At 62.3% G+C, this 25456-nt stretch carries 20 protein-coding genes, 2 pseudogenes and 1 riboswitch (1 of these 23 cut by a window edge); of the genes and pseudogenes, 16 read left to right on the forward strand and 6 right to left on the reverse strand.

Annotated features, from left to right (window positions below; all coding sequences use genetic code 11):
• Window positions 1-8 precede the first annotated feature (8 nt).
• From SYN65AY6A5_RS06000 to SYN65AY6A5_RS06030, 7 genes are all read left to right on the forward strand, one after another.
• Window positions 9-1799, forward strand: coding sequence for a DUF1565 domain-containing protein (locus SYN65AY6A5_RS06000; protein WP_228375463.1), 1791 nt, complete (start codon window positions 9-11; stop codon window positions 1797-1799).
• A gap of 91 nt (window positions 1800-1890) precedes the next feature.
• A riboswitch (cobalamin riboswitch) is annotated at window positions 1891-2032 on the forward strand.
• 39 nt (window positions 2033-2071) lie between these two features.
• On the forward strand, window positions 2072-4015 hold the full coding sequence (locus SYN65AY6A5_RS06005; RefSeq protein WP_099812223.1) for a TonB-dependent receptor: 1944 nt from the start codon (window positions 2072-2074) through the stop codon (window positions 4013-4015).
• Window positions 4016-4112: 97 nt separating this feature from the next.
• Entirely contained in the window at window positions 4113-4529 is a 417-nt protein-coding gene (locus tag SYN65AY6A5_RS06010; protein WP_011429979.1) for a DUF1636 domain-containing protein, read from the forward strand.
• Window positions 4530-4538: 9 nt separating this feature from the next.
• Window positions 4539-5408, forward strand: coding sequence for a (2Fe-2S) ferredoxin domain-containing protein (locus SYN65AY6A5_RS06015; protein WP_099812224.1), 870 nt, complete (start codon window positions 4539-4541; stop codon window positions 5406-5408).
• Window positions 5409-5411: 3 nt separating this feature from the next.
• Window positions 5412-6065: a hypothetical protein gene (locus SYN65AY6A5_RS06020; protein ID WP_011429977.1), complete on the forward strand. Its 654-nt coding sequence runs from the start codon at window positions 5412-5414 to the stop codon at window positions 6063-6065.
• Window positions 6066-6113: 48 nt separating this feature from the next.
• Entirely contained in the window at window positions 6114-8156 is a 2043-nt protein-coding gene (locus SYN65AY6A5_RS06025) for an ArsA family ATPase (RefSeq protein WP_240530475.1), read from the forward strand.
• 66 nt (window positions 8157-8222) lie between these two features.
• The gene (locus SYN65AY6A5_RS06030; RefSeq protein WP_099812226.1) at window positions 8223-8681 is read left to right on the forward strand and encodes an MAPEG family protein; all 459 of its coding nucleotides are present in this window, start codon (window positions 8223-8225) and stop codon (window positions 8679-8681) included.
• Here SYN65AY6A5_RS06030 and SYN65AY6A5_RS06035 read toward each other — a convergent pair.
• The 3 genes from SYN65AY6A5_RS06035 to SYN65AY6A5_RS06045 are packed head-to-tail and all read right to left on the reverse strand — an operon-like array spanning window position 8678 to window position 12527.
• The gene (locus SYN65AY6A5_RS06035; protein WP_168174240.1) at window positions 8678-9706 is read right to left on the reverse strand and encodes a DUF3326 domain-containing protein; all 1029 of its coding nucleotides are present in this window, start codon (window positions 9704-9706) and stop codon (window positions 8678-8680) included. The two genes, SYN65AY6A5_RS06030 and SYN65AY6A5_RS06035, sit on opposite strands and share 4 nt — an antisense overlap.
• 16 nt (window positions 9707-9722) lie before the next feature.
• Window positions 9723-11180, reverse strand: a complete 1458-nt coding sequence (gene hemG, locus SYN65AY6A5_RS06040) for a protoporphyrinogen oxidase (protein WP_099884523.1) — start codon at window positions 11178-11180, stop codon at window positions 9723-9725.
• Window positions 11181-11231: 51 nt separating this feature from the next.
• Window positions 11232-12527 carry a homoserine dehydrogenase gene (locus tag SYN65AY6A5_RS06045; RefSeq protein ID WP_240527688.1) on the reverse strand — a complete coding sequence of 432 codons (1296 nt, stop codon included), beginning with the start codon at window positions 12525-12527 and terminating at the stop codon, window positions 11232-11234.
• 202 nt (window positions 12528-12729) lie between these two features.
• On the opposite strand from SYN65AY6A5_RS06045, the gene SYN65AY6A5_RS06050 reads away from it, so the two are divergent.
• The 4 genes from SYN65AY6A5_RS06050 to SYN65AY6A5_RS06065 all read left to right on the forward strand — a co-directional run bounded on the left by SYN65AY6A5_RS06050 (window position 12730) and on the right by SYN65AY6A5_RS06065 (window position 19059).
• Window positions 12730-13683, forward strand: coding sequence for a 6-carboxytetrahydropterin synthase (locus tag SYN65AY6A5_RS06050; protein WP_099813206.1), 954 nt, complete (start codon window positions 12730-12732; stop codon window positions 13681-13683).
• Window positions 13667-14980: a DNA double-strand break repair nuclease NurA gene (locus tag SYN65AY6A5_RS06055; protein ID WP_011429970.1), complete on the forward strand. Its 1314-nt coding sequence runs from the start codon at window positions 13667-13669 to the stop codon at window positions 14978-14980. The genes SYN65AY6A5_RS06050 and SYN65AY6A5_RS06055 overlap by 17 nt, the downstream gene beginning before the upstream one ends.
• 244 nt (window positions 14981-15224) lie before the next feature.
• Entirely contained in the window at window positions 15225-18629 is a 3405-nt protein-coding gene (gene treS, locus SYN65AY6A5_RS06060; RefSeq protein WP_228375459.1) for a maltose alpha-D-glucosyltransferase, read from the forward strand.
• A gap of 10 nt (window positions 18630-18639) precedes the next feature.
• Window positions 18640-19059 (forward strand): SOS response-associated peptidase, encoded by a 420-nt coding sequence (locus tag SYN65AY6A5_RS06065; RefSeq protein ID WP_240527689.1) that lies wholly within the window; start codon window positions 18640-18642, stop codon window positions 19057-19059.
• Between the two features lie 400 nt (window positions 19060-19459).
• On the opposite strand, the gene SYN65AY6A5_RS14765 is transcribed toward SYN65AY6A5_RS06065, so the two are convergent.
• Entirely contained in the window at window positions 19460-19738 is a 279-nt protein-coding gene (locus tag SYN65AY6A5_RS14765; protein ID WP_206336963.1) for a transposase, read from the reverse strand.
• Window positions 19739-20024: 286 nt separating this feature from the next.
• Between SYN65AY6A5_RS14765 and SYN65AY6A5_RS06075 the strand changes: the two are divergent.
• The 3 genes and pseudogenes from SYN65AY6A5_RS06075 to SYN65AY6A5_RS06085 all read left to right on the forward strand — a co-directional run.
• Window positions 20025-20156 (forward strand): annotated as a pseudogene (locus tag SYN65AY6A5_RS06075) (IS200/IS605 family transposase); the annotation flags it as partial.
• A 136-nt stretch (window positions 20157-20292) separates the two neighbouring features.
• Window positions 20293-21639: a 16S rRNA (cytosine(967)-C(5))-methyltransferase gene (locus SYN65AY6A5_RS06080; protein WP_011429967.1), complete on the forward strand. Its 1347-nt coding sequence runs from the start codon at window positions 20293-20295 to the stop codon at window positions 21637-21639.
• 33 nt (window positions 21640-21672) lie between these two features.
• Window positions 21673-22485: an RNA methyltransferase gene (locus SYN65AY6A5_RS06085; protein ID WP_011429966.1), complete on the forward strand. Its 813-nt coding sequence runs from the start codon at window positions 21673-21675 to the stop codon at window positions 22483-22485.
• Window positions 22486-22500: 15 nt separating this feature from the next.
• On the opposite strand, the gene recA is transcribed toward SYN65AY6A5_RS06085, so the two are convergent.
• Window positions 22501-23625 (reverse strand): recombinase RecA, encoded by a 1125-nt coding sequence (gene recA / locus SYN65AY6A5_RS06090; RefSeq protein WP_099812230.1) that lies wholly within the window; start codon window positions 23623-23625, stop codon window positions 22501-22503.
• Window positions 23626-23878: 253 nt separating this feature from the next.
• On the opposite strand from recA, the gene lgt reads away from it, so the two are divergent.
• Entirely contained in the window at window positions 23879-24733 is an 855-nt protein-coding gene (gene lgt, locus SYN65AY6A5_RS06095) for a prolipoprotein diacylglyceryl transferase (RefSeq protein ID WP_011429964.1), read from the forward strand.
• Between the two features lie 3 nt (window positions 24734-24736).
• Window positions 24737-25357 (forward strand): tRNA (adenosine(37)-N6)-threonylcarbamoyltransferase complex ATPase subunit type 1 TsaE, encoded by a 621-nt coding sequence (tsaE, locus tag SYN65AY6A5_RS06100; protein WP_099812231.1) that lies wholly within the window; start codon window positions 24737-24739, stop codon window positions 25355-25357.
• A gap of 75 nt (window positions 25358-25432) precedes the next feature.
• On the opposite strand, the pseudogene SYN65AY6A5_RS14665 reads toward tsaE, so the two are convergent.
• A pseudogene (locus SYN65AY6A5_RS14665) lies at window positions 25433-25456 on the reverse strand (hypothetical protein); its annotated part runs 108 nt beyond the window's last position; the annotation flags it as partial.

The raw sequence follows: 25456 nt of genomic DNA on the forward strand, positions 1-25456 counted from the left end.
TGACTCCTATGATCTCTTCCTTATCGTTCATCCGTCTGCAGAAATCCGGCGAACACCAATTTACAGCAGTCCTGCCTGACTTGCGGTTGCAGCGTCACGGCTCCGCGACGCTGACGCGACTGGCCACCTCTTTGCTGTTGAGCACCAGCTTACTGCTGGCGGCAGGAAGGGATCCCAGTTGGGCGCAAACTTCCCTGGACACCGGCCTTTTGGAGAAGCAGGCCCTGCCCCAAGCGCCGCCGCTGCCGGACGACCGCCCCGCCATTTTTGTGGATGCCGCCAATGGCAGCGATACCCAAGGGGATGGATCCCGCAACAACCCCTTCAAGACCATCACCCATGCCATCAGCCGGGCGCCAGCCGGCAGCATCATCCAGCTTCTGCCGGGGGTGTACAGCGCAGAAAGCGGCGAAGTCTTCCCCATCCGCCTCAAGGCCGGCCTTATCTTGCGCGGGGACGAGTCCACCTTGGGAGAGGGCTACCTGATCGATGGCGGCGGCACCTACATGAGCCCGACCTTGGCCCGGCAAAACGTTGCCCTGCTGGCAGAGACCGGCTCAGAGGTGCGGGGGGTTACCCTGCGCAACCAGGGTCGGCGCGGCTACGCCCTCTGGGTAGAATCGGCTTCCCCGCGCATTCTCAACAACAGCTTTGTGGGCAGCATCCACGACGGCATTTTCATCGCCGGCGCCTCCAACCCCTGGATAGAAGGCAACCGCTTCTACAAAAACGGGGCCAACGGCATCTCCGTCTTGGGCACCTCCCAGCCCACCATTGTCAACAACCTCTTCCAAGAGACCGGCTTTGGCCTCACCATCGACCAGCGCTCGGCGCCGATTGTGCGCAACAACCGCATCCTGCAAAACCGCACCGGCATTGTGGTCGGCGGCAGCGCCCGTCCCATCCTGCGCAACAATCTCATTGCCCGCAACCTGGAGACTGGCCTGACAGCTATCACCACCGCCCAGCCAGATTTGGGCACGGCTTCGGATCCCGGCAACAACATCTTTGAGGGGAACGGCCAGTACGACATCCACAACGCCACCCGCGGCCTGCGCCTCAACGCCAATGGCAACCAACTGGCCGGCAAAACCAAAGGGGAGCTGGATCTGGCCGGCCAGACCACGGTGGCTGCGCTGCCCAGCAACGCCCCGCCACCCATTGCGGCAGGCGGCTTGACGCTGCCCACACCTCCGCAGGCCGAGCCTCCGGCTCCCAGCAGGGATCCCCAGCCGGCGGCGGCCTCTCCCACCTTGCCGGTGGTGACGGTGCCCCAATCGACTGCCCCCGTTCCCCCTCCTGCAGCGGGATCGGGAGGGCGCATTTTGCCCAGTGCCCCCCCTCAGCCGGCAGGCGCTCAACCCCAGGAGTTTGTTGCCGTCCCCTTCACCCCCGATGGCTCCACCACGCCTGCCCAACCGGTTGAGCCTGCTCCTGCCACTCCCGTCCGCCAGCAATCTGTGGCTCCTCTCACGGATATTACTACCCTCCTGCCACCCCCGGCTCGCCGACAAGCGGGCAGCAGCCCAACAACCCCCCCTGTTCCCGTTGCCGCGGCTCCAGAACCGGCGGTAGCCCCAGCAGAGTCGGCCACCCGCTTTCGTGTGCTGGTGACCCCCAAGGGCAGCGACGATTTGCAGCGGCTGCGGCAGCTCGTCCCCGAAGCGGTGGAGACCGTGTTCAACGGCAGGAGGGTGCTGCAGGCCGGCCTCTACGACAGCCGCAGCCAGGCCCAGTCAGTCTTGGATCGGCTGTTGGACGCCGGCTTTGACGCGGTGGCGGAGATGATCTTCCGTTGACCTCACTGCCCAGGGATCCCCCCCGGCAGGATAGGAACTCCCCAGCAGGGAATGTATGATGCCTAGCACGGCTTTTTCCAGAGCAATGGGGAGGAAAGCCGTGCCGTCAGGTTGTCCTGGGGATCAGCCAGGGCAAGCAATGGGGAAAGTCCGGTGCAAATCCGGCGCTGTGCCGCAACTGTGATGGGCTGAGGCCCTCAGTCAGGATGCCCGCCTGCGGCTTTGGCTCAAAGCTTAGCCCTTCCGCGTCGCACGGAAGCAGGAGCAACCGGATGAAAGTAACTGTATGTCTCAGCCTTGGGCTGGGGATCTTGAGTTTGGGGATCCCGGCCTGGGGGCAGGCAATCTTGGATACCGGCCTCAGCGCCGAGATTTTGAATCAACCCGTCACCACCCCGTTTCGCCGTCCCGGCCTGCTGCGAGAGTCTTCCCGCCCAGTCTACGTCATCACCCGCCAGCAGATGCGCCAGCAAGGGGCAAGGACGGTGCAGGAAGCCCTGCGCTACTTGCCCGGGATCCTCAGCAATGGCACAGCGGGAACTCAGTTGGGAGCTCTTAGCTCTCAATTCATGCGAGGGGCGCGAACGGCGCAGGTATTGGTGCTCTTGGATGGCCGCCCTCTCAACGATCTGGGTTTTTTCGGGGGGTTTGACCTCTCCCAAATCACCACCGATGTCGTCGAGCGAATTGAAGTCTCCCCCGGCGGCGGCTCTACCCTGTACGGCTCAGACGCCGTTGGCGGCGTGATCAACATCGTCACGGTGGAGCCGCAGCCAGAAACGGAGACGGTGCTGGAAGCGGCGGTCGGCAGCTACGGTCTCAATGAGCAAGGGATCCAAAGTCGCGGCCAAGCCCAGGATCTGGGCTGGGTGCTCAGCTATCGCCGTCTGCAAAGTAACAACGACTTTCCCTTTGCCATTGAGCGGCTGGGCAAGTCAGGCAGGCGGGAAAACTCGGCGGTGGAGTACCACAACTTGCAGGCCAAGCTCACCTGGCAACTGGCCGAAGATCAAGTCCTAACAGCCAACGCCCTCTACCTCAACAAAGCCTTTCGCGTGCCCGGCAGTGTAGAGTTTCCCTCTCCCGACGCAGAGCAAAACACCAACGATCTGCTGCTGGATCTCAGTTGGCTGTGGACTCAGGAAACAGGATCCCTGCAGGCAAGAGTCTTTTTGGACGATCTCAACTACCGCTTCAGCGCTCCGCAAAGCCAGGGATCCCGCGACGTCATCTTGCGCAATGGCTGGGGATCCCAGCTTCAATATGCTTGGCAGGCCGGCGAAAACCTAGAGGGAGTTTTGGGGGCAGATTATCGCTCTATCTCAGCCCGCAATACGACTTTTTCTTTTGCCAGGGGTTCTGCCAATATCAACTACGACGATACGGTTAACCAGGGGGCCCTGTTTGCCCGCCTGGACTACAGCCCGGATCCCCAGTTCCACCTCGACCTGGGCATCCGTCAGGACTTCAGCAGTTTGGCCAACGGCTCGGCCACCTCGCCGGCTGTGGGGATCCGGTGGGCAGTTGCCGAGGGAACTACCTTGAGGGCCAGCTACGCCGGCAGCTTTCGCACCCCCTTGATCTCGGAATTGTTCTTTCGGCTGCGCGGCTTTTTTGAAGTGGATGGCAACCCCAATCTCCGCCCAGAGCGAGGGGAGAGCTTGGACATCGGCCTGGATCAAACCTTGGGAGATTTTGGCCTGCTGCGCTTAACTTTTGCCCACAACCGCATCCGCGATGGCATCACCTTTGTCAGCCTTGGGCCGCGCCGGGGAACCTATGAAAATATCGGGCTGGTCGAATATACCGGCCTGGAAGCGGCTTTAGATTTGCGTTTGGGGGAAAACTGGACGCTTTTTGCCAACTATACCCTCAATGATCCCATCATCCGCGCTGCCCTTAACCCGGCCACAGTTGGCAAAGAGCTAGCCTTTGTAGGAGCCGATAGCTTCAATCTAGGCCTAAGCTACCGCCACGAGCAGGGCTGGTACGGCTCGATTTTGGTCCATCACATTGGGAGCTTTTTTACCAACAATGCCAATACGGAATCCCTGCCAGGCTACACCACCGTGGCTCTGCGCGGCGGGATCCCGTTGGCTGAGGCCCTGAGCCTAGAGTTGGGGATCGACAACCTGCTGGATGAGCAGTATGAAGTTTTCCCCGGCTATCCCGGAGTTGGCCGCACGCTGAGGGTGAACTTGCGGGGGCAATTTTAGCGATATCCCAGGCTGTTTTTAACTCTCCGGCTGACCACTTTTAGCGAGAACTTTCCAAGTTGATTGTCTGCTTTACGGTTTAGTTTGGATGCAACTTATGGCGATCTCAACCAACTCTCTATCTCCTAACTTTTCTCCATCGACAACTTCGGCTCAAGCTGAGGCCGAACATTACCTCTGGATCTGCACCACCTGCGGATCTCGCTGGGTGAACGGCCAAAAAGAAGGGACTAGCAAAGGAGAAATGCTCCTGGCCGCCTTGCAATCGCAAGTGCTCAATTCCCAATTGCACCTGAAGCCAGTTGCCTGTATGAGCGGCTGCAGCCATGCCTGCGTGATTGCCCTAGCAGCCCCGGGGAAGATGACCTATGTCTTTGGCGATCTCGATCCAAAAGATGTAGAGCCAATCTTACAAACGGCGGAGCTGTATTTGACAAAGCCCGATGGGATCCTGCCCTGGGCAGAGCGCCCCATCAAAAAGGGGGTGATTGCCCGCATTCCGCCAATCCAATAGGAGCAACCTATGGCCGCTTTCAGTCCCTGGATCACGCCCTTAAACCAGACTTGGCAAGAGGTTTTCCCCACCGGCTGGACAACCGTTTACGAAGGGATCCCGGCTCACATCGACTGTCTTGGGCCATTGCTCTATGAGCTCTTTCAGGAGCGCTGGGCCGAGATCCAAGTGGGCCAGGTGGTGGAGGGAGGAGTGCTGGAGGCGGCCTTCAAGGATCCCCCTGCTCTCTGTGTGCTCTACGACGGCTATTTGACCGTGGCCACCGAAACTTGGCATTTGCACCTGTGTCTAGAAGAGCACCAGGGCGGCCCCTACAGCAGAACTCCACCTGAGCTGCGCCGCAAAAGATTGGTCGGCCGCGCCGCCCTCTATCGCCGCCTCAATCCGCAGGGCCAGCCTCGCCAATGGGGGATCCAATTTTGGAACGGAGCAGAGGAATCGCTGCTGCAGATCTTTTTGCCCAGTCCCTTTTTGGGGCCAGGAGAAGACTACCTGCCCGAAGGCAAAGCCGACTATCAGAAGCTCTCCCTTTATGAACGCCTGCGGGCCATTTACGTCGAGGGAAAAGAGCGGATCCCGTATGAAGATAACCCCCTCAAGCGGCCCTATTTGGCGGTTTGCCGTTCCAGCCGCTGCTATCCTTCTCGCCACTATCAGCCCGTTGTGGAAGCTCTGCAATCGGCCCTGCGGGAAGCCAATTTGGATATTCAGGTCATTACTTCCGGATGCCTAGAAGTCTGTCAACAAGGGCCGGTGGTTTTTTACTCCGGAGATCGCACCTGGTACAAGCGGGTTACCCCCCAAGTAGCGCGGCAAATTGTCCAGGAGCATCTGCTAAAGAACTGCCCCTTGAAAGCTCACCTTTTTCCTGGAGATTAGCCTATGGTTAGCCTACAAGCTCTTGTCCAGTCCATCCCCAAGCCTCGCCGCGGGATCCCAGAAGTAATTTGGATCCAAGCCAGCCGAGATCTAGCCCAAGGTCGATTTTGGCCCAGCCTATTTACCACCATCGGCTGCCTGAGCAACATTGCCTATACCTGCACGCTTCCTTTTGTAACTGTTGGCATCATCGCGGGCACCACGTTAACTCGCCAAAGGGCAATTATTAGCGCTTCGATGATTTGGCTGGCCAACCAAATCTTTGGCTACACCTGGCACAACTATCCCCGTACACCTGATTCTTTTGCTTGGGGGTTGGTCTTGGGGATCGGCACGGTGGGGGTCGCTTTTGCTGCCGGCTACCGACCTCTGTTTTCTCAGTCCAAACCTATTAGGCCAAGGCAATTGCTGCTGAACTATCTTTGGATCCCAGCCATGCTGATCCTAGGGTTCCTTGCTTTTGAAGGGCTGATCTTGGCAGCCGGCCTGGTTCTGGGCGGAACGGAGGGCTTGACCCTGCCCATCTTGGCCAAGATCTGGCTGGACAACTGGCTGTGGACGGGATTTTGGCTTGGGATCCACGCGCTGCTGGCGTGGGACAGAGGACGCCGGTTGTGGTGGGAGAGGGGAAACTTCGCTGATCTGGAGCATCCCTAAGGGAGATCCAGGCCACAATGGGGGTGACCTGTGCCAGAAGGGATCCCTTTGCAGCCTGCTCAACTCGATTGTGGCGGGAGCGCTTTCCGCCTGTCTCTCCTTTCTCCTTGCCAGCGTCTGCTGCTGTTTAGCGGCAAGGGGGGCGTAGGCAAAACCACCCTCACCTGTGCCCTGGCCCGTCACCTGGCCCAGGCGCAACCAGAGCGCCGTCTGCTGCTCCTGTCCACCGATCCGGCCCACTCCCTGGGGGATGTGCTGGGGATCCCGGTGGCCGACGTTCCCCAGCCCCTGCCGGATTGGCCCAACTTGCAGGTGCGGGCTCTCCAGGCCGAGGTGTTGCTGCAGGATTTCAAGCAGACCTACGGCCCGGCTCTGGAGCTGATTGCCGAGCGGGGCAGTTGGCTGGCCAAGGAAGATCTCCTGCCCCTTTGGGATCTGGACTGGCCGGGGGTGGACGAGCTGATGGCCATCTTAGAGGTCAACCGGCTGCTGGCGGGCCAAGAGGTGGATACAGTTATCCTGGATACCGCCCCCACCGGCCACACCCTGCGGCTGTTGGAACTGCCCGACTTTCTCGACAATTTGCTGGCGGTGTTTGCCACCTTCCAGGCCAAGCACCGCGAGGTTGTCCAATCCCTCACGGGCGCCTATCGACCGGATGAAGCCGACGCCTTCCTGGCCCGCTTGCAGAGCGAGCTGGAGGGGGGCAAAGCCCGCCTCACCGACCCGGAGAGCACTGCCGCCTGGCTGGTGCTGATCCCGGAGCCGTTGAGCGTGGCGGAGACGCGCCGCTTTTGTCAACAACTGCAAAGCCGCCGGGTGCCCATTGGCGGCCTGTTGGTCAACCAGGTGTTGTTGGGAGCCAGCGGGAGAGCGTCGTCTGGGATCCCGCCGTCCCCCCTCTACCTGGCCCGCCAGCAGGAACAGCGGCGCTGGCTAAAAGCGCTCCAAGAGGAGCTGCCTGGCTATCCCATCTGGGTTTGTCCCTATCAACTGGAGGAGCCCATTGGGCCGGCGGCCCTGGACAAGCTGGTGCAGCAGCTTCGTCCCTTGCCAGAGGTGCTGCTGCAGTTGGAAGAGATTCCCGCTAGCCCAGGGGAGCCTGTCGGCGGGATCCCCTCCCCCCCAAGGGTGGCCCTGCCAGATTTTTTGGCCCAAGGGATCCGCCTGCTGCTGGTGGGAGGCAAAGGCGGGGTAGGCAAGACCACGGTGGCCGGGGCGCTGGCCTGGAACTTGGCCCAACGCCATCCCGACCGGCAGCTCTTGCTGGTCTCCATCGACCCGGCCCACTCGCTGGGGGATCTGTTCGGGGTGAAATTGGGGCAAGATCCGCTGCCGCTGCTGCCCAATTTGCTGGGGCAGGAGATCGAGGCGGCGGCAGTGCTGGAGCGCTTCCGGCAGGAGTACCTGGAAGAGGTGGCGGCCATCTTGGCCGGCGAAGGGACGGCGGGGGTGGAGGTTCAGTACGACCCGCAGGCCTGGCGGCAGCTTTTGCAGATGGCTCCACCGGGCCTGGACGAGGTGATGGCCCTGCTGACGGTGCTGGAGCAGGAGGCCAGCGGCCAGTTCAACCTGGTGGTGGTGGATACAGCCCCCACCGGCCATCTCCTGCGCTTTTTGCAGATGCCGCAGGCCCTGGAAGGTTGGGTCAGCCTGGCCCTGAAGCTGTGGCTAAAGTACCGCGACGTGGTGGGCCGGCCAGAATGGGCGCAGCGGCTGCGGGATCTCTTAGGCCAGGTGCGGCAGCTCCGGCAGCGGCTGCGGGATCCCCAGTTTGCTAGCTTTATCCCCGTCTTCAACCCGGAGCAGGCGGTTCTGGCGGAAACCGAGCGCCTTCTGGCGGAACTGGATGCCCTGGGGATCCCTCATCCCTACGCCGTTCTCAATCGGGTTTGGCTGGAGGAGGCCACCCCCTTTGGTGCAGCGCTGCGGCGCCGCCACCAGGCCATCTTGGCCCAGTTGCCCCAGCGATTCTCCCAGCAGGCCATTGTCACCGTCCCTTTTCTGCACCCGCCCAGCTTGCAGGCCGTTGGCGCCTACTTGCTGACTCCTGAGGACCCTGCCTTGCCGGTGCCAGAAGTCTCAACCTAGGGCCTGGGAGAGCCGCTAGTCTGGAAAAGGGGCTAGTGCAGCCCCTTCCTTCTGCTGCTTTTGCCTATGTTGTTCAACCTCCCCCTGCAAGCCATTCCCCTGTTCTCCATCGCAGCGGCCATCCTGTTGGTGTACCTGCCCATGGGCGTGGTGGGCTATGCCCGCGCCCGCGTCGGTTATGACCCGCATGCGCCGCGGGCGATGTTCGACCGGCTGCCTCCCTACGGCCAGCGGGCCACCTGGGCCCATGCCAACGGCTTTGAGGCCCTGGGCACCTTTGCGCCGTCAGCCCTGATAGCCTACGTCACCGGCCCCCACCCGGATCCCTGGCTGTTTGGGCTCAGCGGCGACGAAGGGGTGGCCCTGCTCTGCGGCGTTTTCTTGCTGGCGCGGCTGCTCTACAACTTCTTCTACATTGGCGACATTCCTATCGGGCGCTCCCTCTCCTTCTTGGTCGGGTCGCTGGCCACGCTGGGCCTGCTGCTCATTGGCCTGTTGCCGTTTCTGGGCCAGAACCTGGCCTAGCCGGGCAGTTGCAGGGAAGACAGGGCCACCCCAGCCCGGTGGGCCACCACCACGCCAATGGCCTCTAGGTAGGAGCTAACGGCCACATGGGGGATCCCCAACTGGCGAGGGTGGACCTGCATCACCGTGGCGTTCTCTTCGACGGCGATAAACAGGGGCGGGCGGGGGCGGCTAGCTAGGTAGAGCAGGCCGGGGCCGCCAAAGGCAGTGGCCGGGGCAATGACGCTGTCCACCTGCTCCGCGGTCAGGTCGCCCGGCTGGGGAGGATCCCCCCTCTTGACAAACTGGGGGGCATAGCTCAGCCCCGCCAAAACCGAGGGCAGGAAGGTAAACCCCACCTCTTCGGCGGCGGCGCGGGGGTGGACCGGCTTAGGGGCGGGATCGGGGTAGAAGGCGGGGGCGTGGGCACAGGGGATCCCCAGCTCTCGCACCACCAGGTGGCTGAGGATGGCCTCGGCCCCAGCCAGGGGATCGACCCCCTGCCCCTGCTCGTACCGGCTGAAGTCCAGATCGTCGGGGAAGCGGGCCACCACGGCAAGGGCCTCGGCTCCCAAGCGGACGAGCTCTTGGGCAGTTTCCAAAAGCGCATCCGGCTGGGCCAGGGATCCCTGGCTGGCCCCGGCAGGGGAAAAGCTGACGGAAACGCCTAAGGGTCGAGGGGTCAAGCGCCAGGGGCCAATGTCCAGCCCCAGGGTGGCCTGGGCGGCCTGCAAAACCTGCAGGTGGCGTTGGCGCAAGTCTTCTGGGATCCCGGCATCCAGCACCACCCCGACGCGGTTTTGCCGCACCGGCCTGAGGAACCACTCCCCGGCGCAGAAGCGATCCAGGCCGTACCCTTCCACGTAGAGGACGTTCTTCAGGGGCCAAAACAGGGTGGCGCCGTTAAGCACATTGGGATGGGTGACGAGGCAGTCGACAGCAGCCGCCAAAGCGCGGGCCACCGGCAGGGCATCGCCGGCAAAGCCACCCACGCGGGCCCCAATGCCCGTGGGAACCAAAAGCAGCGCCGTGTAGGGGCGACCCATTGGCCACTTGGGAGGACTAGACCTGGGACAACAGCTGCTGCGCCAGCGCCTCGGCCCGCCGCACGCAATCGCCCAGGGCCACGCCATCCAGGTAGTTGGCACACACCCAGATCCCCGGCGTCTGGGAGGCCAGGTGGGCCTGCACCTGGGCTATGCGTTGCCGGTGGCCAAGGGTGTACTGGGGGATGGCGCGGGGCCAGAGACGTTCGCCCAGGTAGACGGGCTCGGCGCGGCGGGTGAGCAGAACCTGGCTAAGCTCGGCGTGGGCAATTTGCGCTCGCTCCTCAGGAGACAGCGCAGGGATGGGTGGGATCCCTTGCTGGCGGGCCAAGGCCGCATCGGTGGCGCCGCCCAGGAAGCTGAGGAAGCTGTGGTAGCCCTGGGGAGCCCGCTCTGGAAAAAGGCAGGAGGCCCAGATCGTGCCCAGGGTGCGCAGGCCCTGGGAACGGGGGATGAGGTGGCCAAAGCCCCGCAGCGGCTGGGGCAGGGCCTCTTGGGGATAGGCCAGAGCCACCACCGCCACCGGCGGATAGAGGATCTCGGCCAAGAGCTGGCTGGCCGGGGGGTTGAGCTCCTGTAGCAGCGCGGCAGCCTCGTAGGCGGGGAGGGCCAGCACCACCTGGCGAGCAGCCACCCAGCGGGATCCCTCTGGCGTCTCAAAGCCCACCCAATAGAGCTCTCCCGCCCGCTTCAGCTGCAGCGCTCGCCAGCCCAGCCGCAGGCTGTCGCCCAGCTTTTGGGCTAGGGCCTCTGGCAACTGCTGCAGCCCCTGCCTCAGATTGCCCAGTTGGCCCCGTTTGGGCGGGGGTTGGATGGCCGCAGGAGAAGGCTGGGGTCTTTGGCGCAGAGCCTGCAGGGCGCCGGCAAAGAGGCTGCCATAGCGCTCCTCCAGGCCCGCCACGCGAGGGAAAGCCGCCACGGCGCTGAGTTGATCTGGGTCGCCGGCATAGACTCCTGAGGTGAAGGGCTCCACCAGGCGCTCGGCCACTTCGGATCCCAGTTGTCGCCGGAAAAACTGCCGCACCGTTTCCTCGCGTCCTGGCGGCGGCGGGACAAACCCCAGCAGGCCCTGCAGAGCCCGCAGCTTGCCGCCCACGCTGAGCAGCCGTGATCCCAGGGCTGCCGCGGGGCTCAGAGGCACCGGCAACAGCGCTCCTTCCCAGTAGATGTAGCGGGGCAGCTTGGCATCGGCCAGCACCAGTTGGTCGGTCAGGCCCACCTCAGCAATGAGGTTGAGCAGGGCAGGGGTGGGGGTAAAGCTATTGGGGCCTTCCTCCCAGCGGTAGCCGTCTTTGGACTGGGTGGAAATGCAGCCGCCGACGCGGGAGCTGGCCTCCGCCAGGAGCACCGCTTGAGGGGATCCCCCCCTAGCCGATAAACCCTGCTGCAGGCGCCAGGCCAGCGTCAGGCCGCTGATGCCCGCCCCAATGACCACCACCTCCGCGTTAAGGGGTTCAGGGGTTGCAGGATTCACTGCCGCTTCCAAGGTGTTTTTCCTCCATCACGTCCGGGGGGCCAATCTTCGTTAGCGCAGTACGCGAAATAGGCTGGGGATCTCGGCCACCTGGGGAAGCTGCTGGATCTCGGCCAGCGCCTGGCGGCAGTCGGCCTCGCGCACGCTGTGGGTGAGGATCACAATCTCCGCCAACTCCTGGTGGCACTCCTTTTGGGTGATGCTCTCCAGGCTCACCCCGTGCCGGCCAAAGCAGGTGCCGATGGCCCCCATCACCCCCGGCCGATCCTGGGCCAGCACTCGCACGTAAAACTCCGACTGCGCCTCTGCCAGCGGCAGCAAGGAGGCAACAGGAGGGGAGGCGGCAAAGCCCCACAGGGGATTGGGCAACTGAGCCCCCGTCTGCAGGTGGGCAAGTAGGATAAGCAGATCCCCGACCACCGCGCTGGCGGTTGGCCCCCGGCCCGCCCCTGGCCCTGAGAGCACCACTTGCCCCAAGGGATCCCCTTGCACCCAGACGGCGTTGTCCACCCCGTGGATGTTGGCCAGCGGGTGGGTAACCGGCAGCAGGGCGGGGTGGACGCGAATATCCAGGGTTGGTTCACCTCCCTGCCCCTCGGCCCTTTGGGCGATGGCCAAAAGCTTAAAAGTATAGCCCCACTCGCGGGCGTAGCGGATGTCGGTGGAGCTGATGCTGCCGATCCCTTCGCAGGGGATGGCCTGTCGCGGTACCGACACCCCAAAAGCCAGGCTGGCCAGAATGGCGATCTTGTCCGCCGCATCCCATCCTTCCACATCGGCGCTGGGATCCGCCTCGGCGTAGCCGCGGGCCTGGGCCTGGGCCAGCGCTTCGGCAAAGGAGCTGCCCTCCTGGGTCATCTGGCTGAGGATGAAATTGGTGGTGCCGTTGACGATGCCCCAGACCGCCTGGATGTGGCTAGCCCGCAGCGACTGTTGCAAAGCCTGGATGATGGGGATCCCACCCCCCACCGCTGCCTCCAGCAACACCGCCACCCTGGCCTGGGCGGCAGCCTGGAAAATCTCCTCGCCATAGCGGGCAATGACCGCCTTGTTGGCTGTGATCACCGGCTTGCCGTGGTCGATGGCCTTTAGGATCAGGCTGCGGGCCGGCTCCAAGCCGCCCATGAGCTCAATCACCGCGTCAATTTCGGGATCCGACACAATCCCCTCTAGGTTCGTGGTCAGGCGCTCGGGCGGGATCGCCACCTGCCGCGGCTTGTCCAGGGAGCGCACCCCCACCGCCGCAATCTCAACTGCCTGCAAGAGGGGGTGAGGAGGGCGCTGTAGAATCTCGACCACGCCCGTGCCGACCGTACCCAGCCCCAATAGCCCAACCCGATAGACCACAGCCGCTCCCTCGGGCCCAAAGACTTTCTTACCTTTACCAGGTTGACACACTCTTGGCCCCCTAGGGCGAGATTTTGGCCATCCATCCCCAAGGGCTTCAGGAGGAAGGCGCGCCGAGCCAGGCGCAGGGATCCCTCGCCGCAGGGGCAGTGCTGGTTTGGAGTTTATGCTGAAGGAGGGATCCCTTTCTCTCATAGCCCTCATGTCCAGAACCTGTACCATCTACCGCCGCGCCCACTTTGCCGCCAGCCACCGCTACTGGCTGCCGGAGCTCTCCGAAGCTGAGAACCTGGCCCGCTTCGGCTCCCACGCCCGCTTTCCCGGCCACGGCCACAACTACGGGCTGGAGGTGGGCTTGACGGGGGAGGTGGATGAGTACGGCATGGTGCTCAACCTCTCCCAGGTCAAGCAGGTAATTCGGGAGCGGGTGATTCAAGAACTGAACTTCGCCTACCTCAACCAAGTCTGGCCAGAGTTTGCCCAAACCCTGCCCACCACCGAGTTCATTGCCTACACCATCTGGCAGCGCCTAGCCGACGCGCTGCCGCTCAGCAGTGTGCGCCTCTACGAAGATCCCCAGCTTTGGGCCGAATACCGAGGAGAAGCCATGCAAGCCTATTTGACCGTTGCCACCCACTTTAGCGCCGCCCACCGCTTGGCCCTCGATCACCTCAGCCTGGAAGAGAACACTGCCATCTACGGCCTCTGCGCTCGCCCCCACGGCCACGGCCACAACTACGGCCTGGAGATTACCGTCAAGGGATCCATCGACCCGCGCACAGGGATGATCGTGGATTTGGCAGCTCTGCAGCGGGTGATTGAGGAGCAGGTGGTGAAGCCCCTGGATCACACTTTCTTGAACAAAGACGTCCCCTACTTTGCCCAGGTGGTGCCCACCGCCGAAAACATCGCCCTCTACGTCCAGCGGCTGCTGACTTTGCCCCTGCGCGAGCTGGGGGTGCAACTGCATCGGGTTCGCCTGCAAGAGAGCCCCAACAACAGCAGCGAAGTCTACGGGGAGTTTCCGCTAGAGGAGCTGGGCGCAGCTACCGCTGCCACCACATACCCCGCGAGCGAGGGCAAGAGGGATCCCTCCGAAGTGGAGCCCCTGGCCGCCGGCAGGGCTGAGCCAGCCGCCTATGCTGGATCTGGTTAAGCTGAGCGGGCAGATTCCCGCCTTTGCCCGCCACCTGCAGCAGGAGTCGAAGGCCAACCAAGAGCGTCTGCGCCTGGCCTTGCAGGAGTTTGCCCGCCTGCAGCGAGAACCCCAAACCTGGCAGTCGCGCTGGGCGGAGTGGAGCTCCCATCTCGCCTTTACCTGCGCCAGCCCCGCCGAGCCGCCGGAAACCTGGGGATCCCTGCCCAAAGTCGAGCCCTTGCAGGGGCCGCACACGGTGGTGGCCACCGACGGCTCCCAGATCCTGCCCAGCCACCACGAGATTGCCTACTGCTCGCTCATCAACATCGGGCGGGTGGCTCTCCACTACGGCACGCAAGAGTGGCCGCTGCTGGACAGCCAGCCCCTGCTGATCTACGGGCAGGAGCCCTTTGCTCAACCTGAGCGATCCAACTCTCTTCCAGGAACAGCCCTCCACCCTCTTCGCCACCGACCCAGCCGATCGCGTAGGCAGGCCGTAGGCCTTGGGGAAGAAGATCGCGGGGAGGGGGGGGAGATTGCGTTGGATGCCGAAGCGGTGCTGGCTTTGCGGCGGGCTCAGGCAGAGCTGGAGGAGCTGGCCCAATTGGCCCTGCCGCTGCCTAGGAGTCGCCCCGTGCTAGCGCTGCTGGATGGATCCCTCATCCCCTGGGGGCTGGAGCCGCTGCCCAAGCCAGCCCAGCGTCCCTGGCTGGATCCCATCCTGGCAACTCTGGAGCAGTTGCGGGCAGCTCGCATCCCCCTGGTGGGCTACATCAGCGCTTCCCGCAGCAGCGAAACCCTCAACTATCTGCGCCTGGGGTTGTGTCCCTACCTGGGCTGCGACTGCTATCGCTACTGCGCCGGCGAGAAAACTCCCCCCTGCCAGCCCTTTGCCCCCCTAGCAGATCGCGTTTTTTGGGGATCCCTGCTGCAGCCGGGAGAGCGCAGCCCCCTCTGGCGCAGTGGCGCCAGCGTCTTGGAGACTTTTGGGGAACACCACATCCACTGCTGTTACTTGAATGTCGGCGCAAACCCTGGGGAGGGATCCCTGCCGGAGATCGCCCGGCTAGAGTTTCCCGCCTGGGTGGCTCAAGACGCCGAGTTGCTGCAGCGGGCCCTGGCCGGAGTGCTAAGCCAGGTGCAAAAGGGCTTTGGCTACCCCATCGCCCTGGCGGAAGCCCACCATCTGGCCGTGGTGCGCAGCGGGGATCGGCAGCGCTTCTTCGCCTTGATCGAGCAGGAGCTGATCCGCGCCGGCCTGCGCCATGTAGCCGTCTCCCGTAAGGAAGCCCAGAAGCGAACCGGCATCGCCTAATTGGTGCCAGTGCTGCAAAACCCTTCCTCCCTACCTCCCCTCTCCCTCAGGGAGAGGGGCTGGGGGTGAGGGCTCCCCCTGGGAGAGGGGCTGGCGGTGAGGGGTTAAAATCACCCTGTCAGACCCAAAACCGCATCGCCTACCGGGATCCCTGGCACCCCAGAAAAGGCTGCAGCCTATTGAGGGGATCCCTGTTCAACGGTTAGGGTTGCCAAGGTGTCCAAATCCTGTCTCTGTTGCCGATATGATGAGCCAAGCCCCTCTGCGCAGCCTCGTCTCTCCCTTAACCTACAACCCCCTCTGGTACAAAGACGCGATCATCTACGAGCTACCGGTGCGCGCCTTTTTCGACAGTGATGGCGATGGCGTGGGCGACTTCCAGGGTTTGACCGAAAAGCTGGACTATTTGCAGGATCTGGGCATCACGGCCATCTGGCTGCTGCCCTTTTTCCCTTCCCCGCTGCGGGATGATGGCTATGATGTTTCTGATTTTACCAACGTTAACCCCGCGCTGGGCACCCTAGAGGACTTTAAAATCTTTCTAGATGCCGCCCACCAACGCGGGATCCGCGTCATCATCGAGCTGATCCTCAACCACACCTCCGATCAGCATCCCTGGTTTCAGCGGGCTCGGCGCGCCGCCCCCGGCACCCCTGAGCGGGACTTCTACGTCTGGAGCGACACCCCGGAAAAGTACAAAGAGGCCCGCATCATCTTTCAAGACTTTGAAACCTCCAACTGGGCCTGGGATCCGGTGGCCAAGGCCTACTACTGGCATCGCTTCTACTCCCACCAGCCGGATCTCAACTACGACAACCCCGCCGTGCAGAAGGCCATCTTCGAGGTGGTGGACTTTTGGTTGAGCATGGGGGTGGACGGCCTGCGGCTGGACGCCGTGCCCTACCTATACGAGCGGGAGGGAACCAACTGCGAGAACCTGCCGGAAACCCACGCCTTCCTCAAGGCCCTACGCAAATACATTGACGAAAGATATCCCAACCGCATGCTGCTGGCAGAAGCCAACCAGTGGCCGGAAGATGCTGTGGCCTACTTCGGCGACGGGGACGAGTGCCACATGGACTTTCACTTCCCCCTGATGCCGCGGCTGTTCATGGCCATCCAGATGGAGGATCGCTTCCCCATCATCGACATCCTGCAGCAGACTCCCCCCATTCCCGAAACCTGCCAGTGGGCCATCTTCCTGCGCAACCACGACGAGCTCACCCTGGAGATGGTCACTGACGAGGAGCGCGACTACATGTACCAGGTGTACGCCAAGGATCCCAACGCGCGGGTCAATCTGGGCATCCGCCGCCGCTTGGCGCCCCTGCTGGGCAACAGCCGCCGCCGCATCGAGCTGATGAACAGCCTGCTGTTTTCTCTGCCCGGCACGCCGGTCATCTACTACGGCGACGAGATCGGCATGGGGGACAACATCTACTTAGGGGATCGCAACAGCGTGCGCACGCCGATGCAGTGGAGCGCCGACCGCAACGCCGGCTTCTCTCGGGCTAACCCGCAGAAGCTCTACCTGCCCATCGTCATCGACGCCGAGTACCACTACGAAACCGTCAACGTGGAAGCGCAGCGGAACAACCCCTATTCCCTGTGGTGGACGATGAAACGGATGATCGCGGTGCGCAAGCGCTTCCAAGCCTTTGGCCGGGGCTCTTTTGAGCTGCTGCACCCGGAAAACCGCAAGGTGCTGGCCTTTATGCGGGCCTACGGCGACGAGCGCATCCTGGTGGTGGCCAACCTCTCCCGCTACGCGCAGTTTGTGGAGCTGGACTTGGCCCACTGGGAGGGGCTGATCCCGGTGGAGATCTTCGGGCGCACGCCGTTTCCTCCCATCGGCCAACTGCCCTATTTCCTGACCCTGGGCCCCCACTCCTTCTACTGGTTTTCCCTCGAGCCGCAGCGACAAACGGAGCGGATCCACCCCAGCCACAGCAAGCCAGAAGAGTTGGATCGCCTGCCCACCCTGCTGGTTCAAAACGGCAGTTGGGAAAGCCTCTTCCAGGGGGAAAGCCAAAAGCAGGTGGAGGCGGTGCTGGGCGACTACCTCTACCGCTGCCGTTGGTTCGGCTCCAAAGCCCGCCAGATCCAGTCGGCCCAGATCTTGGATGCCATTCCCTGTAACCGGGAAGGGGATCCCCCCTTTCGGGGCCAGATTTTGCTTTTGCAGGTCGAGTTTACCGAGGGGGAGGCAGAACTCTACTCTTTACCCGTGGGCTATGCCATCCAGGAGGCGGCCATGCACCTGCGCGTAGAGGCGCCCCAGGCGGCGATTGTCCCTGTGCAAGTGGCTGGGGAGCCGCCGGGCGTGCTGTTCGACGCCCTGGCCGATAAAAGCTTTTTGTCGTTGCCGCTGCAGATCATCGCCCAGCAGGGCCGTCTGCGCCACTCCTCAGGGGAGCTGTGGGCCACCACCTTTGCCCCTTTTGAGTACCACCTCGGCCTGGAACCCCGCATCCTCAAGGCGGAGCAGAGCAACACCTCGGTGGTCTACGGCAGCCAGTACATCCTCAAGTTCTACCGCAAGGTGGCCGAGGGGGTAAATCCAGAGCTGGAGATCGGCCGCTATCTGCTGGAGCACCATCCCCAGGTGCGGGTGCCGCGGCTGTTGGGATCCCTGGAGTATCGCCGCCGCCGTGGGGCGCGGGGCTTTGATCCCGGCGATCAGCCCATCACGTTGGCCATCTTGCAGGAGTACATCCCCAACGAGGGGGATGCCTGGCACTACACGCTGGACAGCCTGGGGCAGTTTTTCGAGACGGTGCTGGTTCATCACGCAGAGGCGGAAGCGGTGCCCGTGCCGCGGGGATCCTTTCTGGAACTCTCGCACCTTCCCTTGCCGGAGCTGGCCTACGCCACCATCGGCAGCTACCTGGAGTCGGTGCGGATCTTGGCCAAGCGCACCGCCGAGCTGCACTTTGCCTTGGCCGCCGACACCGAGAACAAGGACTTTGCCCCCGAGCCCTTCTCCAGTCTCTACCAGCGCTCCATCTATCAATCGATGCGCAATTTGGTGGGGCAGGTGTTTCCGCTGCTCAACAAGCAGATCCCCAAGCTGCCCGAACTGGAGGCTAAGTTGGCCCGCACCGTTCGCGACCAAGAAGGGGGGATCATGAGCCGCTTCCGCCTCATCCTGGAGCGGAAGATCACGGCTTTGCGCACCCGCTGCCATGGGGATTACCACCTGGGCCAGGTGCTGTTTACCGGCAAGGACTTTGTCATCATCGACTTTGAAGGGGAGCCGGCCCGGTCGCTAGGAGAGCGCCGCCTCAAACGCTGCCCCCTGCGGGATGTGGCGGGAATGCTGCGCTCTTTCCACTACGCCGTCCACACCGGCTTGCGCCAGCAATTGGAAAGCGGGCTGGTTTGCGGGGACAAGTGCCCTGACATGATGCGCTGGGCCCAGTTTTGGCACCGCTGGGTCTGCGCCGCCTTCTTGGCCGAATATCTGCAGGTGGCTTCTCAAGGGGCTTTTCTGCCCCGCAGCCCGCAGGAGCTGGAAGTGCTGCTCGAGGCCTACCTGCTGGAGAAGGCCATCTACGAGCTGGGCTACGAGCTCAACCACCGCCCCGAGTGGGTGGAGATCCCGCTGCGGGGGATCCTGCAGTTGCTGGGCATTTCCACCAAGGTCTGAGGGATCCCAGATGTGCGGACGGTTTAGCCTGGCAGTTGCCCCCGAACGGCTGCAGCAGCATTTTCCAATCGAGAGGGGGGCAGTTGGGGCGCTCCAGCCCCGCGACAACATCGCCCCTTCTCAGCCGGTGCTGGCGGTGGTGGCGGGATCCCTGCAGCGTCAGGCAGTCCATTTCCGCTGGGGCTTGATCCCTAGGTGGAGCCAAGCTCCCCAGGCTGGGTGGATCAATGCCCGCGCCGAGACGGTGGCCGAAAAACCCTCTTTCCGCCAGGCCTTTTGCCGCCGCCGCCTCCTGATCCCGGCAGATGGCTTCTATGAGTGGGTCGGCCGGGGCAAGCAGGGGAGGCAACCCTACTGGTTTTACCTAGTGGAGCGACTGTTGACACTCCCACCCAGGGGATTCTTACGCAGCCCACAAAAGAACCCGTAACGGCGTTGTCAAAGCGCCTCTAGACAGTTCCTTCACGCAAAGCCCCAAGGTTCTGCTGACTTTCTTAAGCAGATTGGCGGCAGCATTTGCCTCAGCCTTGACCAACCACCCCTTTGCCGTTTGGTACAGGCCCCGCTTGACACGCTTTCCAGAGGGTCTCCACCCGTCGGGTTTTTCACCATAATTAGGTAGCTCATCTCCATCTAGGAAGCTTGCCTGCGAGCTGTACGCCTCCTCTACCTCAATAAACTCAACGCCATAATGCCGACATAATTGCGCAATACGCTCCTTGAACCGACCTGTTGGGACGAAAACAAAGTTTTGGTTAAAACCGCATTCTTGTTTTTGTTCTTTGTTCCAACCGAAGAGGATTCTCCCAATTGAGTGGTGCAAACAGAAGTCAATGACCTTGCCCACAGCTTTGTGGACCGCATTCTCCGGTTTCCGTAATTCGACCAAGCTTTTGCAACCAAAACCCCCGCAGCTTGTGAGTCTTGAGCCTAGCCAGCTCCTTGTTGTACCACTGGTTAAAGGACTTGACTTTGCGGCCATCAATGATGAAGCTATGCCCTAAGTTGCTAACGCACGTAAGCCAGTTGTTGACTCCGTGGTCAATTGCTAGAGCTTTTCTCGGATCCAGTGATTTGGGCTGGGCAGGCTTGGCATAGACCCACTCCAGCTACAGACTTACACGTCTGTTGTGCGGCGGAGACATACATTGCGATAAAGTGCTTGCTTTGGGTTCTCACCATCTCAGCGCAAAGCGCACCATAGCTTGCCCATCGCTTCGTTTTGAAATAGACTTGTCTCGCATAGTACAGAGCACAGTTGCTTATTAGACTGTTGACACAAGTACTCTAGTAGGGGGACTAGCTTCCTGTTCCTGACTCGAACCTGCTGACAGCCGCACTCCATCATTGTTGGCAAGCGGCATGACAACCGCAGTCTGACATGGGCAAGCGATAATGCGAGAGGAAAGTCAACGGTACAATCACTACAACCATGGTGTGGGGCTAGCGGTTGTTCATCTCATTTTTTGGCCAAAGAGAAGGAAAAAGGTGTTGGTGGGAGAAGTCAGGAACAGGTTGTTTGAGCTATGAAACTATATCAACGACCCCCATCATGGGTAAGCGACTAAAGTGGCTAGCGGGCTTTTCCGGCGCGCACTCAAGTGCGGGGCTACCAAGCTATCCTTTTGTGTCGGGAAGCAACCTGATCTTTTTTGGAGCGGCCATGAACGCGCGTCAACTGGCCCTCTTGGCTCTGCAGAAGATCGAGCGGCACAACGCCTATGCCGACGTGGTGCTAGAACACTTGTTGGCCCATAGCCGCCTGATCCCTGCCGACTGCCACCTGGTCAGCGAGTTGGTGTATGGGATTACCCGCCGTCGCCGCACCCTTGATGCCCTGATCGACTGCTTTGCCCGGCGCCCCGCCCACCAGCAACCGCTCGATTTGCGGCTGATTCTCTACCTTGGCTTCTACCAACTGGCTTTTCTGGATCACATCCCGCCCAGGGCCGCCATTCACACCAGCGTGGAGCTGGCCCGCCAGGTGGGCCTGGGATCCCTGACGGGGGTAGTCAACGGCATCTTGCGCGCCTACCAGCGGCAAGCGTTGGATGGGGCGGAAAAGGATCCCCTCAAGCCCTTGCAGGACACTCTGCCCACTGACCCGATTCAGGCCTTGGGGATCCGGCATAGCTTTCCCGATTGGCTGGTGCGCCTCTGGTGGGAGCGCCTGGGACCAGCCGAGACCGAGCAGTTGTGCGCCTGGTTCAACCAGCCGCCCCACCTGGATCTGCGGGTCAACCCGCTGCGGGCGGATGTGGACAAAGTCATCCAAGCCTTGGCAGAAGCGGGGATCCCTGCCTCACCCATCCCTGAGGTGCCGGGCGCCCTGCGCCTGGGACAACATGCCGGCGACATCACGGCCCTGCCCGGCTTTGCCCAAGGCTGGTGGAGCGTTCAGGATGCCAGCGCCCAGCAGGTGGTGCACTATCTGGATCCCCAGCCGGGAGAGCGAGTCATCGACTGCTGCGCCGCTCCGGGCGGCAAGACCACGCATATGGCCGAGCAGATGCAGGATCGCGGCGAGATCTGGGCCCTGGACCGCCATCCCCACCGCCTGCGCCGCCTAGAGGAAAATGTGCAGCGCTTGGGCTTGAGCTCGATCCGTCCCCTGGCCATCGACCTGCTCTCCCTGGACGCCGCTGCCGAACCTCCTGCACCCCTGCCCCCGTGGCAGAGCGCCGACCGAGTGTTGTTGGATGCCCCCTGCTCCGGCTTGGGCACCCTGCACCGCCACGCCGACGCCCGCTGGCGGCAAACCCCCGCCCAGATTCAAGAGCTGGCCCATCTGCAAGCTCAGCTTCTGCAGGTGGCAGCCCGGTGGCTCAAGCCGGGCGGACTGTTGGTGTACGCCACCTGCACCCTGCATCCTGCCGAAAACGAGGCAGTCATCCAGTCTTTTCTGAACCGGCATCCCCACTGGGCTGCCGAAGGGGATCCCCTGCTCATCTGGCCTCATCGCCAGGATCGGGATGGATTTTTTATCCAACGGTTGCGTCGCCGCGATTAAGCCTTCCCCGCCCCATCTCTCCTCTTCCTCCGCATGGCTTCTGAGCTGCTCACCAGCCCCAAAAACCCTTGGATCCGACAGTTGCGGCAGTTGCACCGCAGCAAAGGCCGGCGAGAACAGGGCGCCTTCCTGGTCGAGGGATCCCACCTCCTCGAAGAGGCGCTGGGGGTCGGCTGGCCTCTGCGAGCTGTCTGCTACACCTTCGACTGGGCTGAGCGTCACCCCCGCTTGTTGGCCAGCCTGCCCAAGCATCTGCGGCGGCAGGCCGTCAGCTTGGAAGTGATGGCGGCCCTCTCTACGACCGAGTCTCCGGAAGGGGTTGTAGCTGTGGCCGTTAGCCGGCAAATCGCCTCCCCTCCCCCAGAGGCGCTGCGCCTGGGCTTGGTGGTCGAAACGCTGCAAGATCCAGGTAATTTGGGATCCCTGATCCGCGTCGTGGCGGCCACCGGAGCCGATGGCCTCTGGCTAAGCGCAGACAGCGTCGATCCGGAAAACCCCAAAGTCCTGCGGGCCTCCGCCGGCCAGTGGTTTCGCCGCCCGCCTCAGGTTCTCTCTGACTTGCCCGCCTGGATCCAGTCCTGTCGTCGCCAAGGGATCCAAGTTTTGGCCGCCACCCTCGCCCCTCTGGCCACCTGTTACTGGGATCACGACCTCACTCGGCCAACCCTTTTTCTCTTGGGCAACGAAGGGGCTGGCCTGCAGGAATCGACGATCCAACTGGCCGATGCCCAGGTGCGGATCCCGATGGCTGCTGGCGTCGAGTCCCTCAACGTGGCCATGACCGGGGGATTGCTGCTCTACGAAGCTTTGCGCCAGCAGCGAGCCCAGTTGAGAGGCACAGCTTGAAGAGCCGCCCTCGTTTCAAAACTCCTCATCTGCAAAGATGGGGGCCTCAACCTCTTCCTGCTCTCCCTCCTCTATCCCCCCCGGTCGGCTGGCAGAAACCGTTACCCCTGCAGAAAGTTTTTCCCGCACAGCCGCTTCCACCTCCGCCAGGATCTCCGGCTTTTCTTTCAGGTAAACGACCAGATTGTCTCTCCCTTGGGCCACATTTTCCTCTTTGTAGCTGTACCAGGAACCGCGTCGTTTGAGAATGCCCATCTCCTCGGCCAGATCGACAATGCAGCCGATGTTGGAGATGCCCTGGCCGAAGATGATGTCGAATTCTGCCCGCCGGAATGGGGGAGCAACTTTGTTTTTCACCACCTTGACCCGCGCCCGGATCCCGTATTCTTCAGCACCTTTCTTCAGAGTTTGCACGCGGCGAATATCCAGCCGCACCGACGCATAGAACTTGAGGGCATTGCCGCCAGTGGTGGTTTCCTGGGGGCCGTAGCCGATGCCGCCGATTTTGGAGCGCAACTGGTTGAGGAACAGAACAATTGACCCGGTTTTGCTGACGTTGCCGGCAATCTTGCGCAGCGCTTGGCTCATCAGGCGGGCCTGTAACCCCACATGGGCGTCTCCCATATCCCCCTCGATCTCGGCGCGGGGAACCAACGCTGCCACCGAGTCCACCACCACAATGTCCACAGCAGCAGAGCGCACCAGTTGATCGACAATCTCCAGGGCGGCCTCCCCCGTGTCCGGCTGGGAGATGAGCAGATTCTGGATATCTACCCCCAAAGCCGCCGCGTAGGCGGGATCCAGCGCGTGCTCGGCATCCACAAAAGCAGCCGTTCCCCCTCGTTTTTGCACCTCAGCGATGGCGTGCAGAGCAACCGAGGTTTTCCCAGAAGATTCCGGCCCGAAGACTTCGATGATTCGCCCCTTGGGGTAGCCACCGCCCATGGCCAAGTCGAGGGTGATAGCGCCGCTGGGTATGGTCTCCACCCGCATCTGGGCCGCATCTCCCAGGCGCATGATCGCCCCTTTGCCAAAATTGCGCTCGATCTGGCCCAACACCTGATCCAGAGCTTTGCGTTTCTCCGACTTCAACTTGTCCAAGTCGTCGCCGTTGTTCACGTCGGCAGCTTTGCGGGCCATAACCAGCACCCTCCCCCAGGAGTCGCGGTGGAAAATCAAGCCTGCATTCTAACATTGTCGCCTTGTTGCCCCCAGCGGATCCCTTGATCTCCCTCCAATTGCAGTCAGCTCGTACCTTGCCTCGGTTCCAAGCTCCCCTCTCCCTGAGGGAGAGGGGCTGGGGGTGAGGGCCGCTCCCTGAGGGAGAGGGGTTGGGGGTGAGGGTCGCAGAACAGGTAGAGTGAGCTAGAAAGACCGGTTTAGGAATACTGCCGTGTTCACGACCCTGGTGTTGCGATCCCCCGGTCCAATTGTGTTTAGCTGGGGGCCATTCAGCCTACGCTGGTATGGCCTGCTGATCGGCTTAGCAACCGTTTTGGGCCTGTTTCTAGCTCGCCACCTGGCGGCACGGCGCGGTCTTCCCCCCAATTCCATGTCCGATCTGCTGCCGTGGCTGGTGGTGGGATCCCTGCCCCTTGCCCGTTTTTACTACGTGGCTTTTGAGTGGGAGCGATATCGAGATGGCCCTTGGTGGAAAGTCCTGGCCCTCTGGCAGGGGGGAATGGCCATCCATGGCGCTTTGCTCGGGGGCACTGCAGCGCTTTACCTGTTTGCCCACCGGCATCGGCTCAACTTCTGGCTGCTGGCCGATTGCATCGTTCCTTCCCTCAGCCTTGGCCAGAGCATCGGTCGCTGGGGCAACTTCTTCAACAACGAGGCCTATGGAAAGGCTTTGTCTCCGGCTAGTTCTCTGTGGATCCAACTGCAGCTCCCCGACGGATCCCGCGTGCATCCCACTTTTTTGTACGAATCCCTCTGGAACCTCGGCCTCTTCGGGATCCTGCTCTTTTTGAACTATCGGCGCCAGCCTCCGCCCGGTAGCCTCCTGGGCCTCTACCTGCTGGGGTATAGTCTTGGACGCTTCTGGATCGAGGGGCTGCGCGCCGACAGCCTCATGCTGGGGCCCCTGCGGGTGGCCCAGGGGGTGAGCCTACTGCTCATCGGAGCTGGCCTGGCCCTGATGCTGACCGCTCAAAGACGTGCTTCTGCTCACCTGAGCCCAGTGAGGCCCTCACCCGCTCTCTCGACAGGGATCCCTGCCCCTGAGCACCCCCCGAAGGAGCCGTAAGCCATGGCGAGCGCACGAGATGAAGAGCTTTGGCAACAAGCTTCCCCTCTGGTGTTGTCCTCTGCCGCTGCCACCCAATCGCTGGCGGCCCTGGTGGCTCAGGCCGCCGTTCGCCTCCTCAGAGGCCCGCAACACAGCCCCCAGCGCAGGAGCAAGACAGACTCCCCTCCCGGCCTGGTGATCCTTCTAGAGGGCAATCTGGGCAGCGGCAAAACCACCTTTGTGCAGGGGCTGGGGCAAGGGCTGGGGATCCCGGAGCCCATCGACAGCCCCACCTTCGTGCTGGTGCAGGAATACCACACGGGACGGATCCCTCTTTTTCATTGCGATCTCTACCGTCTAGAGTCCGCCTCTGGCGGAGCCGAGTCCTCAGCTCTGGACGATCTGGGGCTGGAAGAACTTTGGAGCCAAGCTGGGATCACCGCCATCGAGTGGCCTCAGTACCTGCCCTACTGGCCAGCAACCTACCTCTGGCTGTGCCTAGAAGCCCATCCCCAGGCAGAGGGATCCCGCCTGCTGTATGCCAAGGGCAAAGGATCCCAGCTCGCCCACCTTTGGCAACAAGTTCTCTCTCAATTCACCCAGCAAGACCCTCAAGAGAACGGGATTCTCTTCTCCTCCTGAAAGGGGATCCCGAATTCGTATGGACTTACCCTCAACCCAAGAGCCAAAACTCGCGCAACTGAAAAGACGGAGCTCACTTTCCTCGGCAATAGCCACGCC

Origin of the sequence: Synechococcus sp. 65AY6A5, assembly GCF_002760415.1 — a bacterium.
Taxonomy (GTDB): domain Bacteria; phylum Cyanobacteriota; class Cyanobacteriia; order Thermostichales; family Thermostichaceae; genus Thermostichus.

Excerpts from the sequence above, each read along its gene's own strand:
- SYN65AY6A5_RS06000 (WP_228375463.1), top strand. The coding sequence starts at position 9 with ATGATCTCTTCCTTATCGTTCATCCGTCTGCAGAAATCCGGCGAACAC.
- SYN65AY6A5_RS06005 (WP_099812223.1), top strand. The coding sequence starts at position 2,072 with ATGAAAGTAACTGTATGTCTCAGCCTTGGGCTGGGGATCTTGAGTTTG.
- SYN65AY6A5_RS06010 (WP_011429979.1), top strand. The coding sequence starts at position 4,113 with ATGGCGATCTCAACCAACTCTCTATCTCCTAACTTTTCTCCATCGACA.
- SYN65AY6A5_RS06015 (WP_099812224.1), top strand. The coding sequence starts at position 4,539 with ATGGCCGCTTTCAGTCCCTGGATCACGCCCTTAAACCAGACTTGGCAA.
- SYN65AY6A5_RS06020 (WP_011429977.1), top strand. The coding sequence starts at position 5,412 with ATGGTTAGCCTACAAGCTCTTGTCCAGTCCATCCCCAAGCCTCGCCGC.
- SYN65AY6A5_RS06030 (WP_099812226.1), top strand. The coding sequence starts at position 8,223 with ATGTTGTTCAACCTCCCCCTGCAAGCCATTCCCCTGTTCTCCATCGCA.
- SYN65AY6A5_RS06035 (WP_168174240.1), bottom strand. The coding sequence starts at position 9,706 with ATGGGTCGCCCCTACACGGCGCTGCTTTTGGTTCCCACGGGCATTGGG.
- SYN65AY6A5_RS06050 (WP_099813206.1), top strand. The coding sequence starts at position 12,730 with ATGTCCAGAACCTGTACCATCTACCGCCGCGCCCACTTTGCCGCCAGC.
- SYN65AY6A5_RS06055 (WP_011429970.1), top strand. The coding sequence starts at position 13,667 with ATGCTGGATCTGGTTAAGCTGAGCGGGCAGATTCCCGCCTTTGCCCGC.
- treS (WP_228375459.1), top strand. The coding sequence starts at position 15,225 with ATGATGAGCCAAGCCCCTCTGCGCAGCCTCGTCTCTCCCTTAACCTAC.
- SYN65AY6A5_RS06065 (WP_240527689.1), top strand. The coding sequence starts at position 18,640 with ATGTGCGGACGGTTTAGCCTGGCAGTTGCCCCCGAACGGCTGCAGCAG.
- SYN65AY6A5_RS06080 (WP_011429967.1), top strand. The coding sequence starts at position 20,293 with ATGAACGCGCGTCAACTGGCCCTCTTGGCTCTGCAGAAGATCGAGCGG.
- SYN65AY6A5_RS06085 (WP_011429966.1), top strand. The coding sequence starts at position 21,673 with ATGGCTTCTGAGCTGCTCACCAGCCCCAAAAACCCTTGGATCCGACAG.
- recA (WP_099812230.1), bottom strand. The coding sequence starts at position 23,625 with ATGGCCCGCAAAGCTGCCGACGTGAACAACGGCGACGACTTGGACAAG.
- tsaE (WP_099812231.1), top strand. The coding sequence starts at position 24,737 with ATGGCGAGCGCACGAGATGAAGAGCTTTGGCAACAAGCTTCCCCTCTG.